At 72.7% G+C, this 12,333-nt stretch carries 10 protein-coding genes; 5 read left to right on the top strand and 5 right to left on the bottom strand.

Features of this window, described 5'->3' with window-relative positions:
• Positions 1–12: 12 nt before the first annotated feature.
• Positions 13–1,233: a serine hydrolase domain-containing protein gene (locus ACFVYL_RS20340; protein WP_389717918.1), complete on the top strand. Its 1,221-nt coding sequence runs from the start codon at positions 13–15 to the stop codon at positions 1,231–1,233.
• A gap of 170 nt (positions 1,234–1,403) precedes the next feature.
• Here the strand turns inward: ACFVYL_RS20340 and ACFVYL_RS20335 are convergent, their stop codons facing one another.
• From ACFVYL_RS20335 to ACFVYL_RS20315, 5 genes are all read right to left on the bottom strand, one after another.
• On the bottom strand, positions 1,404–2,255 hold the full coding sequence (locus tag ACFVYL_RS20335) for a DMT family transporter (RefSeq protein WP_389717915.1): 852 nt from the start codon (positions 2,253–2,255) through the stop codon (positions 1,404–1,406).
• Positions 2,252–2,758 carry a YbaK/EbsC family protein gene (locus ACFVYL_RS20330; RefSeq protein WP_389717913.1) on the bottom strand — a complete coding sequence of 169 codons (507 nt, stop codon included), beginning with the start codon at positions 2,756–2,758 and terminating at the stop codon, positions 2,252–2,254. Before ACFVYL_RS20330 ends, ACFVYL_RS20335 begins: the two co-directional genes overlap by 4 nt.
• 105 nt (positions 2,759–2,863) lie before the next feature.
• A complete protein-coding gene (locus ACFVYL_RS20325; protein ID WP_389717910.1) occupies positions 2,864–4,594 on the bottom strand; it encodes a penicillin-binding transpeptidase domain-containing protein in 1,731 nt (576 codons plus the stop codon).
• A gap of 117 nt (positions 4,595–4,711) precedes the next feature.
• Positions 4,712–6,343 (bottom strand): penicillin-binding transpeptidase domain-containing protein, encoded by a 1,632-nt coding sequence (locus tag ACFVYL_RS20320; RefSeq protein WP_389717908.1) that lies wholly within the window; start codon positions 6,341–6,343, stop codon positions 4,712–4,714.
• 121 nt (positions 6,344–6,464) lie between these two features.
• On the bottom strand, positions 6,465–8,204 hold the full coding sequence (locus tag ACFVYL_RS20315; protein ID WP_389717906.1) for a dolichyl-phosphate-mannose--protein mannosyltransferase: 1,740 nt from the start codon (positions 8,202–8,204) through the stop codon (positions 6,465–6,467).
• Positions 8,205–8,299: 95 nt separating this feature from the next.
• Between ACFVYL_RS20315 and rsmI the strand changes: the two genes are divergently transcribed.
• The 4 genes from rsmI to ACFVYL_RS20295 all read left to right on the top strand — a co-directional run bounded on the left by rsmI (position 8,300) and on the right by ACFVYL_RS20295 (position 12,332).
• Positions 8,300–9,163 (top strand): 16S rRNA (cytidine(1402)-2'-O)-methyltransferase, encoded by an 864-nt coding sequence (gene rsmI, locus ACFVYL_RS20310; protein WP_389718181.1) that lies wholly within the window; start codon positions 8,300–8,302, stop codon positions 9,161–9,163.
• Between the two features lie 198 nt (positions 9,164–9,361).
• Positions 9,362–9,814, top strand: a complete 453-nt coding sequence (locus ACFVYL_RS20305) for a hypothetical protein (protein WP_389717903.1) — start codon at positions 9,362–9,364, stop codon at positions 9,812–9,814.
• A 77-nt stretch (positions 9,815–9,891) separates the two neighbouring features.
• Positions 9,892–10,767, top strand: coding sequence for a TatD family hydrolase (locus tag ACFVYL_RS20300; protein WP_389717901.1), 876 nt, complete (start codon positions 9,892–9,894; stop codon positions 10,765–10,767).
• Positions 10,768–10,901: 134 nt separating this feature from the next.
• Positions 10,902–12,332: a ubiquitin-like domain-containing protein gene (locus ACFVYL_RS20295; protein ID WP_389717898.1), complete on the top strand. Its 1,431-nt coding sequence runs from the start codon at positions 10,902–10,904 to the stop codon at positions 12,330–12,332.
• Position 12,333: the final 1 nt, after the last annotated feature.

Below are 12,333 nucleotides of genomic sequence, written 5' to 3'. Positions count from 1 at the left end.
CGACGGCCGGTAATGGCCGTTGACCTTGTCATGAACGATGTCATGGGTGAGGTGCGGGACGGCGGGGTGCACGGCACGGTGGCGGCCGGGTTCGAGCCGGTCCGGGACGCCTTCGTACGCAACTTCGGCGAGCGCGGGGAGCGGGGCGCGGCGGTGACCGTGTACCGCGACGGGCAGCAGGTCGTGAACCTGTGGGGCGGTACGAAGGACGTCGACGGGGACCTCGGCGCGGGTGACGCGCCCTGGGAACCCGCCACCGCGCAGATCGTCCGCTCGGCGACCAAGGGCGTGGCGGCGGCCGCGCTGCTCCTGCTGCACCAGCGCGGGATGCTGGAACTGGACGCGCCGGTCGGCGACTACTGGCCGGAGTTCAAGGCGCGCGGCAAGGAACGGGTCCTGGTCCGGCACGTCCTCGCGCACCGCGCGGGCGTCCCCGCCCTGGACCGCCCGCTGACGCCCGCCGAGGCGCTCGACCCGGACCTCGCCGCGGCCGTCGTGGCGGCGCAGGCCCCGGCCTGGGAGCCGGGCGAGGACCACGGCTACCACGCGCAGACGTACAGCTGGCTCACCGGCGAGCTGGTGCGGCGCGTGACGGGGCGGCCCGTGGGGGAGTGGATCGCGGCCGAGATCGCCCGCCCGCTCGGCCTCGACCTCTGGGTCGGACTGCCACAAGCGGAGGCGGCGCGGGTCGGCCGACTGGGCCGGATCAACCCGCCCACGGCGCCGGGTGGCCTACGGGTCCGCCCCAAGCGGAACGTGTCCGAGGCGTACGAGGACCCCGCCTCGCTGACCCGTCGCGCGTTCGGCGCGATCGATCCCCCGCCGGACGAGAACGACGCCGCGTACCGGGCGGCGGCGCTGCCCGCGTCCAATGCCGTGGCCACGGCGGACGGGCTCGCGCGCTTCTACGCGGCGCTGATCGGCGAAGTGCCCGGCGGGCGGCGCCTGTTCACCCCCGAGACGGTCGCGCTCGCCCGGACCGAGGCGTCCGCGGGCCCCGACCGCGTCCTGGTCGTCAGCACCCGCTTCGGCCTCGGCTACATGCTGCACGGCGCCGCCTCACCCCTCCTGTCCCCCACCTCCTTCGGCCACCCCGGCCGCGGCGGCGCCCTCGGCTTCGCGGACCCGGAGTCGGGCCTGGCGTTCGGCTATGTCACGAACGGCATGAACAAGGGCGTGACGGCGGACCCGCGGGCACAGGCGCTGGTCCGGGCGCTGCGCGAAGCGGCATAGCCCTTGGGCCCAGGGATCGGCCGGTCCTGCTGCGGAGCGGGCCCGGGAAGGCGGTGTGGGCGGAGGTGTCGGCACCGGGGCCGGGAGCGTAAACGTGAGCGGAGACTGGGCAGGGGGAGGGGGCGGCCGCCGGAGTGTGCCGCCCCCCTCAGTTCCCCCGCCCGGGAGGGCTACCCCGCATGGAGCATCAACCCGATCCCCGCCACCATCAGCCCCGCCGCCAGCAACCGGGGCGCCCCGAAGCGTTCCTTGAAGAAGAGTGCGCCGATGGCCGCCCCGACGATGATCGAGGATTCGCGGAGCGCGGAGACCGGGGCCAGGTCCGCCTTCGTCTGGGCCCACAGGACCAGGCCGTACGCGGCGACCGAGAGGGCCGCGCCGAGCAGGCCCACCGCTGCGAACGGGCGCAGGCGGGGGAGCAGTTCGCCGCGCCAGCGGTACGCCGCGTACAGCGGGACCGCGATGCCTTCCAGGGTCATCAGCCAGGCGGTGTAGGACATCGAGGAGCCGGCGGCGCGGACGCCCAGGCCGTCCACCACCGTGTACGCCGCGATGGAGACGCCCGTCGCGAGGGCCGCGCCGATCGCCGCCCAGTCGGGGCGGCGGCCCGAGCCCCGGATGCCCCAGAGGGCGAGCCAGGTCAGGCCCGCGCAGGAGACGGCGACGCCCGCCGCCTGCCAGGCGTCGGGGATCTCGCCCGCGAAGACCGCCGCGAGGACGGTGACGACCAGTGGCGCGGTGCCGCGCGCGATGGGGTACGCCTGGCCGAAGTCGCCGAGCTTGAACGACCGCATGAGCAGGGCGTAGTAGCCGACGTGGAGGGCCGCGGAGAGCAGGAGGCAGGGCCATGCGGCGGGGGCGGGGAGGGGCACGAAGAGGGCGAGGAGCAGGCCGATCAGCGTGCCGCCGCCGGATATCAGGGTGAAGCCGACCAGCTTGTCCGTGATGTGGTGGGCGATCGCGTTCCAGCTCGCGTGCGTGACGGCGGCGAGCAGGACGGCCGCCGCGACCAGCGGGGTCACGCGGAGCTCTCGCGCACGTCCACCAGGGTGCCGCCCGCGTGCGCGATCAGGGTCTCGGGGGCGATCGGGAAGACCGCGTAGGGCGTGCCGGCCGCGGCCCACACCACGTCGTGGCGGAGGAGGGAGCGGTCGGCGAGGACGCGGGTGCGGGTGGCGTGGCCGAAGGGTGGTACGCCGCCGATCGCGTAGCCGGTGGCTTCCCGGACGACGTCCGCCCTGGCGCGGGTGACCTTCTCCGCGCCGAGCGCCTGGCGTACGAGGTCCAGGTCCACCCGGGACGCGCCGTCCATCAGGACCAGCACGGGAAGCCCGTCCGCCGCGAAGATCAGGGACTTGCAGATCTCGCTGAGCTCGCAGCCGACGGCCGCGGCGGCCTCCTGCGCGGTGCGGGTGTGGTCGGGAAAGCGGCGGACCCGGGGAAGCAGATCGCCGAGACCCAGTTCCAGCAGGGCCTCGGCGAAACGGGGGTGTGCGTCGGACGGTACGGGTGAGGTAGCGCTCATGCCCGGCACGCTAGCGGTCCATGTACGGGGCACGCGACCACGTATCCGCAGAGCGGACAGGAGGCGTGGACAGGCGGCGCGGACCACCCGTACCGTGCCGCGGGATCAGCCCCCGGCCAGCAGCATCGCCCGCACCACAGGACCCGCCGAGTCACCGCCGTGCCCGCCCTCCTGGACGACCGCCGCCGAGGCCAGATCGCCCCGGTACGCGGTGAACCAGCCGTTGGGCTTCTTCTGGCCGTCGACCTCCGCCGAGCCGGTCTTCGCGCCCATGTCGGAGCCGAGGCCCGACATCGGCTCGACCGCCGTTCCGGCGACCGCCGTGTAGTGCATGAGTTCCCGCAGCGCCGCCGCCGTCGAGCCCGACATCGTGCGGGACGCGGTCGCCAGCTTGCGGTCGTCGAGGCCGGGCGAGACGAGGTAGGGCTGCTTGAACCTGCCCGACTTCACCGTCGCCGCCACCGACGCCATGTTCAGGGGGTTCATCCGCACCGCGCCCTGCCCGATGAGCGAGGCCGCCATCTGGGCGTCGCTCTGCACCGGGACCGCCCCGTCGAAGGTGGGCACGCCGATCGACCAGTCGTCGCGGCCGAGCCCGAAGACCTCCTGCGCCTGCTTGGTCAGGGAGTCGTCCTGGAGCTTCTTGGCCTGGCTGATGAAGGCCGTGTTGCAGGAGCGGGCGAAGCTCGCCCGGAACGTGCCGTTCTTGATCTCGAACTTGTCGTCGTTCTGGAACTTCCAGCCGCCGTACGTCGCGTACTTGGGGCACGGGTGCTTCTTGTCCACGCCCGCGAGCTTCTTCTCCAGGAGCAGCGAGGAGCTGATGACCTTCATCGTGGAGCCGGGCGCGATGGAGCCCTGGAAGGCCGTGTTGAAGCCGCCGGGAGTGGAGTTGGCGGCCGCGAGGATCTCGCCGGTGCTGGGCTTGACCACGACGACGGAGGCCCGCTTCCGCTTGGCGGTCGCCTTCTCGGCGGCCGACTGCAGCGAACCGCTGAACGTCGTCTTCAGCGTCCCCGGCGTGCCGGGGGCGAGCGTCAGGAGCGTCTTGTCGGGCACCGCGTCGGCGTCGTCCTTCTTCGCCCGGTCCGACCCCGACGCGTCCTTCTTCGCCTCGTCGGACCCCGCCCGCACCACGCGCAGCTCGATGCCCGCCGTGCCGCCCGCCTTCTTGCCGTACTTCTCGCGCAGCCCGTCGAGGACCGTGCCGAGCGAGGGGTACTTGTCCCGCGTCAGTTCGCCGCCGTCCCGGTCCACCGCCTTGATCGGCGGGTCGCCCGCCTCGCCGGTGACCAGCCGGTCGCCCTGCTTCAGATCGGGGTGCAGCACCGAGGGGCGCCAGCCCACCAGCGGCTTGCCGTCGCTCTTCCTGCGGACGACGGTGAGCTCGGAGGCGTACGAAAGGGGCTTGGTCTTTCCCTCGTACGAGACCGTGGCCGCCGCCTTGAACGGCACGTCGGCGCCCGACCGCTTGCCGGGCGTCAGGCGGGTCTTCGTGAGGTGGCCGTCCTTGCGGTAGGACGTCAGGGCCTTGTCCGCCGCCGCGCGGTCGTCCGTGAGCGCGGCCGCCCGCGCCACGTCGCCCTGCGCCCACGCGGCGAGGAACGCCCGTGCGGTGGTGCGGACTTCGGCCGGCGTCGGCGGGCCGGTGGCCACCTGCTTCTCGTCGACGGTCGAGCCGTCCCCGTCGGAACCGGAGCCTCCGGACAAGGCGAACGCGGCGGCCCCCACCCCGCACACGACCACGGCCGCGGCCCCGCCGAGCACGCCCGGGTGGACCTTCATGCTTCTGACACCGACGCTCTTGCGCTCGGCGGCGCGCCTTCGCTTGCCCACAAACCCTCCGCAGTTCCCCGGAACCCCCGGCTCCTCACCGGAAGGCCACCTTAGAGGCGTACGGAGAAGCCCTCGACCAATTTCGCCGCCCGCCCGGGCAACGCACCGGCCGACCCCCTACCCTGCCCCCAGCACCGCCGCCACGATCGGGCCCGCCGCGTCGCCGCCGTGCCCGCCCTGCTGCGACATCGCGGCCGCCGCGACATCGCCCCGGTAGCCGGTGAACCAGCTGTCCGACTTCTCCTGGCCGTCGACCTCCGCCGAGCCGGTCTTCGCGCCGACGTCGCTGCCCAGGCCCGCCATGGCGCGCGCCCCGGTGCCGCTGACCGCGGTGCGGTTCATCATCTGCCGCAGCTGCTGGACGGTGGCGGAGCGCAGGCCCCGCGCGGTGGCCAGATCGCGGTCGTCCAGGGACCGCGGCACGATCACCGGCTGCCGGAAGGAGCCCGTCATCGCCGTCGCCGTCACCGAGGCCATGTTGAGGGGGTTCAGCTGGACCTCGCCCTGGCCGATGGCGTTCGCCGCCCGGTTCGGGCCCGCGGACGCGGGCACGGAGCCGTCGAAGGAGGGGATGCCGACCTTCCAGTTGTCGCCGCCCAGCCCGAAGTCGTTCTGCGCCGCCTCGGTGAGCGAGGAGTCCGTGATGCCGTCCTCGTCGATGAGCTTCACGAACGCGGTGTTGCAGGAGCGCGCGAAGTCCTCCGAGAACGTCGCGGACTCGTTCGGCGTCATGCCCTTCAGGTTGTGGAAGGTCTGGCTCTGCCAGGTCGCGGAGGCCGGGCAGGGCGCGGCGCCGCTCGCCTTGGCGACCCCCTTGTCGATGAGCATCGCCGACGTGAGGATCTTCATCGTCGAACCGGGGGCCACCCGGCCGGAGAACGCCGCGTTGAACCCGTCCTTGCGGTGGTTGGCGACGGCGAGGACCTCGCCGGTGCTCGGCTTCAGCGCCACCACCGAGGACTCGGCGTTGCGCAGGACCGCCTGCTCCGCCGCCTTCTGCACGCCCGCGCTGAGCGTGGTGCGCAGCTTGCCGGGCCTGCCCTTCGCGAGGGTGACCAGCGTGCGGGTTCCCGCGTCCTCGTCCTCGTGCTGGACGTACAGCTCCACGCCCGGCTCGCCGCCCGCGCTCTCGCCGTACTTGGTGCGCAGCTGCTCCAGGACGGGCCCCAGCGAGGGGTAGTCCTTCGCGCGCAGGACGGTGCCCGCCCGGTCGACCGCCTGGATGGGCGGCGCCTCGGCCTCACCGGTCACGAGGGTGTCCCCCTCCTCCAGGGAGGGGTGGAGGACCGCGGCCCGCCAGTCGACGAGCGGGCGGCCGGTGGTCTCGCCGCGGACGACGGTGAGCTGGGAGTCGTAGCGGAAGGGCTTGCTCTTCCCCTTGTACGACACCTTCGCCGAGACCGAGAACGGCACCCGGGTGCCGGACGCCCGCTTCGGGGTGAGCTTCACCCCGGTGAGGTGGGCGTCCTCGCGGTAACCGGTCAGCGCGATCACCGCCTCCTCGCGGTCGTTCGTGTACGAGGCCGCTGAATCGGTGTCGCCGGAGGCCCACGCGGCGAGGAACTCCCGTGCGGCGTCCCGCACCTCGCCGCTCGCGAGCGGGCCGGTCTTCACCACGCCGCCGCCGGGGCCCGGCGAACGGTTGCCCCCGCTCACGCCGTTCACCACGTTGTACGCGCCGTACCCCGCGCCCCCCACCAGCACGGCGAAGACCCCGCCGACCAGAGCGACCTTTGCTCCGCTGCGCATCAAGCGCTCCCCTCCCCAGGAGCCCTCCCGGGCATATCCGGGAGGGTCGTTCGCCCTGAACCCTAAGGGGGCGGGGGTGAGGAAAGGGGCCGTCGTTATCCGACGGTGTCCATGGTGTGCGTTACACCCATGTATCCAGCCACATGCGTGACCGCCAGGAATCGATGGGAATCGCGGTGCCGGTGTAAATGGGCCAGAAATAGATGAAATTCCAGAGGATCAGAAGGACGAGAACGCCCGATCCCGCGGCGCCCGCCATGCGCCGCCGTTCGCTCGAACCCGGCGGCCCGAGCAGCGCGCCGATCAGCATGGCCACCGCGAGACAGAGGAACGGCACGAACACGACCGCGTAGAAGTAGAAGATCGTCCGCTCCTGGTAGAAGAACCAGGGCAGATAGCCCGCCACGACACCGCAGAGGATCGCGCCCGCCCGCCAGTCGCGCCGGAACGCCCACCGCCACAGGACGTAGAGCAGCGCGAGGGCCGCCACCCACCACAGCACCGGGGTGCCGAGGGCGAGGACCTCGCGGGCGCACTTGTCGGTGGTGTCCGCGGGGCAGCCGTCCTTGCCGGGCAGCGGCGACTCGTAGAAGTACGAGACGGGCCGGCCGTCGACGATCCAGCTCCACGGGTTCGACTGGTAGGTGTGCGGCGAGGACAGGCCCACGTGGAACTCGTACACCGCGTGCTCGTAGTGCCACAGGCTGCGCACCCAGTCCGGCAGCCAGGTCCAGTCGCCGCCCTTGCCGCTCGTCGCCGCCCAGTTGCGGTAGTAGCCGCCGGAGCCGTCCGCCGGAGAGAGGATCCAGCCGAGCCAGGACACGACGTACGTGGCGAGCGCCACCGGCACCGTCGAGACGAACGCCGGCAGCACGTCCCGCTTGAGGACCGCGCGGTAGGGCCGCACCGCCCCGGCCACCCGGCGCGCCCCCACGTCCCACAAGACCGTCATCAGGCAGAGGAAGACCATCACGTACAGGCCGTTCCACTTGGTGCCGAAGGCGAGGCCGAGGCAGAGCCCGGCCGCCCACCGCCACGGCCGCCACCCCAGCCGCGCCGTCTCCGCGACCCGCAGGTCGGGCCGCACCCTGCCGTCCTCGTCGGTGGGCAGTGCCGCCAGAAGCCGCGCCCGCGCCCTGTCCCGGTCGATCAGGAAGCACCCGAAGGCGGCCAGGACGAAGAACATCAGGACCTGGTCGAGCAGCGCCGTGCGGCTCATCACGAAGTGCAGGCCGTCCACCGCGAGCAGCGCGCCCGCCAGGCACCCCAGGAACGTCGAGCGGAACAGCCGCCGCCCGATCCGGCACAGCATCAGCACCGACAGGGTGCCGAGCACCGCCGTCATGAACCGCCAGCCGAACGGGTCGAAGCCGAACAGCCACTCGCCGGCGCCGATCACGTACTTGCCGACCGGCGGGTGCACCACGTACGCCGCGTCGTGCGGGATCGCGATGCCGCCGCCCTGCCGCAGGACGTCGTCGTTGACCTTGTCCGGCCAGTTGACCTCGAAGCCGCGGTGGATGAGCGCCCAGGCGTCCTTCGCGTAATACGTCTCGTCGAATATCACGGCCTTGGGATTGCCGAGGTTCAGAAAGCGGGTGATTCCGGCGACGAGCGTGATCAGCAGCGGGCCCGCCCAGCCGGACCAGCGCACCACGCGCTCCGCGAAGGGCTTCGACAGGCCGAGCGCCATCCACAGGCGGGGGCTCGGCTCCGCGTACGCGGGAACCATGCGCGCCCCGACGTCCTCTCCGGGCCGCTCCACATGGCCGAATCGGCGCAGCCGCCGCTGCCACGAGGGCTGCTGCTCCTCGGCGCTCTGGCCCTCGCGGGTGTCCGGGGAAGACGCGGTACTGGTCACCGCGCCATCGTAGGGAACCAGACTGTGCGAGTCCCGTCCGCGGGCCCTGCGAGGATGGAACAGTGACAGGAAGCGCAAATTCCCCCGGAACCCTTGTGTTGGCAGGCACGCCCATCGGCGATGTCGCCGACGCGCCGCCGCGGCTCGCCGCCGAGCTGGCGTCGGCCGACGTCGTCGCCGCCGAGGACACGCGGCGCCTGCGCAGGCTCACCCAGGCGCTCGGCGTCCAGGTGGGCGGGCGGGTCGTCTCCTACTTCGAGGGCAACGAGACCGCGCGCACGCCCGAGCTGGTCGAGGCGCTGGTGGGCGGCGCGCGGGTGCTGCTCGTGACGGACGCCGGGATGCCGTCCGTCTCCGACCCCGGCTACCGCCTGGTCGCAGCCGCCGTGGAGCGGGACGTGCGGGTGACGGCCGTGCCGGGGCCCTCCGCCGTGCTCACCGCGCTCGCGCTCTCCGGCCTGCCGGTGGACCGCTTCTGCTTCGAGGGCTTCCTGCCGCGCAAGGCGGGCGAGCGCCTCTCGCGCCTGAAGGAGGTCGCGGAGGACCGCCGCACCCTCGTCTACTTCGAGGCCCCGCACCGCATCGACGACACGCTCGCCGCGATGGCCGAGGCGTTCGGCCAGGAGCGCAGGGCCGCGGTCTGCCGCGAGCTGACCAAGACGTACGAGCAGGTCAAGCGCGGTTCGCTGAAGGAGCTCGCCGAATGGGCGGCCGACGGCGTCCGCGGGGAGATCACCGTCGTCGTCGAGGGCGCCCCCGAGAAGAGCGCCGGTGAACTCGGCCCCGACGAGCTGGTGCGCCGGGTGCGGGTCCGCGAGGAGGCGGGCGAGCGGCGCAAGGAGGCCATCGCCGCGGTCGCCGCCGACGCGGGCGTTCCCAAGCGTGACGTCTTCGATGCCGTCGTGGCGGCAAAGAATGCGGATCGGGGCAGCCCATCGGGAGGCAAAGGACTATCGTGAATGGCAAAGCGCGGGCCGCGCACCAGGCCTCTTTCCTATGGAAAGGCCAAAACGGCTCCAATGCTCGACAGGTCTGATGCGCTTGCTCCGGGAAAGGCGTCCACTGGTTGAAGGGACGCACCCGTCCCCACGCTTCCGGTCCCGGGTTTTCCCGGGACTCCGGCAGTGCTTGTCCCTCGGGCAAGAGGAGCAGCTGGCATGAGTGAGATCGCAGACACCGGCCACCCCACCACGGCGGCAAACGTCGTTCACGAGTCGTACGCCTTCGCCTGTATGCGGTGCGGGCACGGCTGGGAGCAGTCCTACGAGATAGAACACCACGTGGACGCCACGGGTCATGAGTTCGTGATGTATCTGGCGGACGGCGCCCGGGTGCCGTCGCCGCTGACCCGGCCCACGTGTGTGAACTGCGGTGGCCACGTCGTGCGGATCATGCGGGCGGGACAGGTGTCCTCGGTGCTCGACATGATGCGGCGACAGCACGAGGGCACCCGGGTGGGCAAGCCCGCGGGCCCGGTGGACCCGCTCCCGGCCGACGCCGACCCCGACGTCATCGCCGCCGGGGGTGCCACGGTCGCCGGGCGCGCGAGCGACCACCACTGGCACCTGTCCGACCTGCTGCACCCCTTCCAGCACCGCAAGGGGCACTGAGCCGGAGCGTTCCGGCCGGGGCGGCGCTCGCGCGGGACCCTTCGTGGGATCAGGACACGCCTTCGTAGGATCGGGGCATGCCTTCGAAGAACGCCGACGTCCCGCCGCCCCCGCCCGAACCGCTGCGGGTGCCGGTCGCCGATTCCCACACCCACCTCGACATGCAGTCGGGCACGGTGGAGGAGGGCCTCGCCAAGGCCGCCGCCGTGGGCGTCACGACGGTGGTGCAGGTGGGGTGCGACGTACGCGGGTCCCGGTGGGCGGCCGAGACCGCCGCGGCCCACGACGGCGTGCACGCCGCCGTCGCCCTCCATCCCAACGAGGCGCCCCGCATCGTGCACGGCGATCCCGACGGCTGGTCCCGGCAGGGCGCGCGCGCACCGGGCGGCGACACCGCCCTCGACGAGGCGCTCACCGAGATCGACCGGCTCGCCGCGCTGGCGCACGTGCGCGGCGTCGGCGAGACCGGCCTCGACTACTTCCGCACCGGGCCCGAGGGCATGGCCGCGCAGGAGCGGTCCTTCCGCGCCCACATCGAGATCGCCAAGCGGCACGGCAAGGCCCTCGTCATCCACGATCGCGAGGCCCACGCCGATGTGCTGCGCGTCCTGAAGGAAGAGGGCGCCCCCGAGCGCACCGTCTTCCACTGCTACTCCGGCGACGCCGCGATGGCCGAAATCTGCGCCGAGCGCGGCTACTTCATGTCCTTCGCGGGCAACGTGACGTTCAAGAACGCGCAGGATCTGCGCGACGCGCTGGCCGTCGCCCCCCTTGAGCTGGTGCTCGTCGAGACGGACGCGCCGTTCCTCACGCCCGCCCCGTACCGCGGACGGCCTAACGCCCCGTATCTCATTCCGGTCACGCTGCGCGCGATGGCCGAAATCCGCGGTATCGACGAGGACGCCATGGCCACGGCTGTCTCCGCGAACACGGCGCGCGCCTTTGCTTACTGACCGATAACGACGCGCGCCCCCGCGGGGGACAGGCTCGGGTCAACGCAGCGACACAGCGTAGTCGTGCTGCTTTGGAGAGTGACGGGAGCTCCGCTAGGTTCTGTCCGCCCGGTACGGACCTCTGGAGCGTCGTCGTGAGCAATTCGCCGTACGAGACGTACGAACCGCGTTACGAACCACAACCGCCACAGCCGTCGCAGCAGTACGAGCCGTCGTACGAGGCGTGGAGCGAGGCGCCCTACGGCTCGCCCTACGACGCGCCGTACGGGGCCCGGTACGAGGGGGCCCGGTACGACGGGGCCCCGTACGACGAGGGGGAGTGCGACGTCACCCTCCTCGACGCCATTCCCGCCGCCCCCGCCCCCGCCCCCGAGGAGGGGCGGCTGCCGCGGCAGCAGACCTCCGACGGCGGGGGGCGGGCCGCGCGCCGCAGGAGCACCGGCCGTGGGGCCGGTCGCGTCTCCGGCGGGCCCGAGCGCCCCGACGCGATGCGGCGGCTCGTGCCGCAGGCCCTCGTCGTCGCGTTCCTCGCGGGCGGCACGTCCGCGTTCGTCGCCAACGACAAGGCCGTCGAGCTCATCGTCGACGGCAGGCCGCGCACCCTGCACACCTTCGCGGACGACGTCGGCGAACTCCTCGCCGACGAGGGCGTCGACGTCGGCGCGCACGACATCGTCGCGCCCGGGCCCGGCACCACTCTCGCCAGCGGCGACGAGATCGCCGTCCGCTACGGCAGGCCCGTCCACCTCACCCTCGACGGGGAGCGCCGCAAGGTGTGGACCACGGCGCGCACCGTCGACGGGGCGCTGCGCCAGCTCGGGGTGCGGGCGGAGGGGGCGTCCCTGTCGGCCTCGCGCAGCCGGCGCATCGACCGGGACGGGCTCGCGCTCGACGTCCTCACGGAGCGCACCGTCACGATCATGGCGGACGGGCGGGAGCGGACCATCCGGACGAACGCGGCGACCGTGGGCGAGGCCGTCGCCGAGTCCGGGGTGCGGCTGCGCGGTCAGGACACCACGTCGGTCGCGCCCGAGAGCTTTCCGCGCGACGGGCAGACCGTCACCGTCATGCGGATCACCGGGACCAAGGAGGTCCAGGAGGAACCGATCCCCTTCGAGGTGGAGAAGAAGGAGGACCCCTCGCTCTTCCGGGGCACGGAGGTCGTGGCGCAGGCGGGGCGGGCGGGCGTCCGACGCGTCACGTACACCGTGCGGAGCGTCAACGGCGTGAAGCAGAAGCCGCGCCGGGTGCGGACCGAGGTGGTGCGCGAGCCGCAGAAGCGGATCGTGAAGGTCGGCACGAAGCAGATGCCGTCGTCGGTGGCCGGGGCGGACCAGCTCGACTGGGGGTCGCTCGCCCACTGTGAGTCGGGCGGCCGGCCCGGCGCGGTCGACCCGTCCGGTACGTACGGCGGGCTGTACCAGTTCGACACGCGGACGTGGCAGGCGCTGGGCGGCTCGGGACGGCCGCAGGACGCGTCGGCGTCGGAGCAGACGTTCCGCGCGAAGAAGCTGTACGTGCAGCGGGGCGCCAGCCCCTGGCCGCACTGCGGACGACGGCTCTAAC

It is taken from the genome of Streptomyces sp. NPDC058308 (assembly GCF_042880275.1).
In the GTDB taxonomy this organism is placed as follows: domain Bacteria; phylum Actinomycetota; class Actinomycetes; order Streptomycetales; family Streptomycetaceae; genus Streptomyces.
Note: the sequence above shows the minus strand (reverse complement) of the source record. Positions and strands in the feature narration are given on the sequence as shown.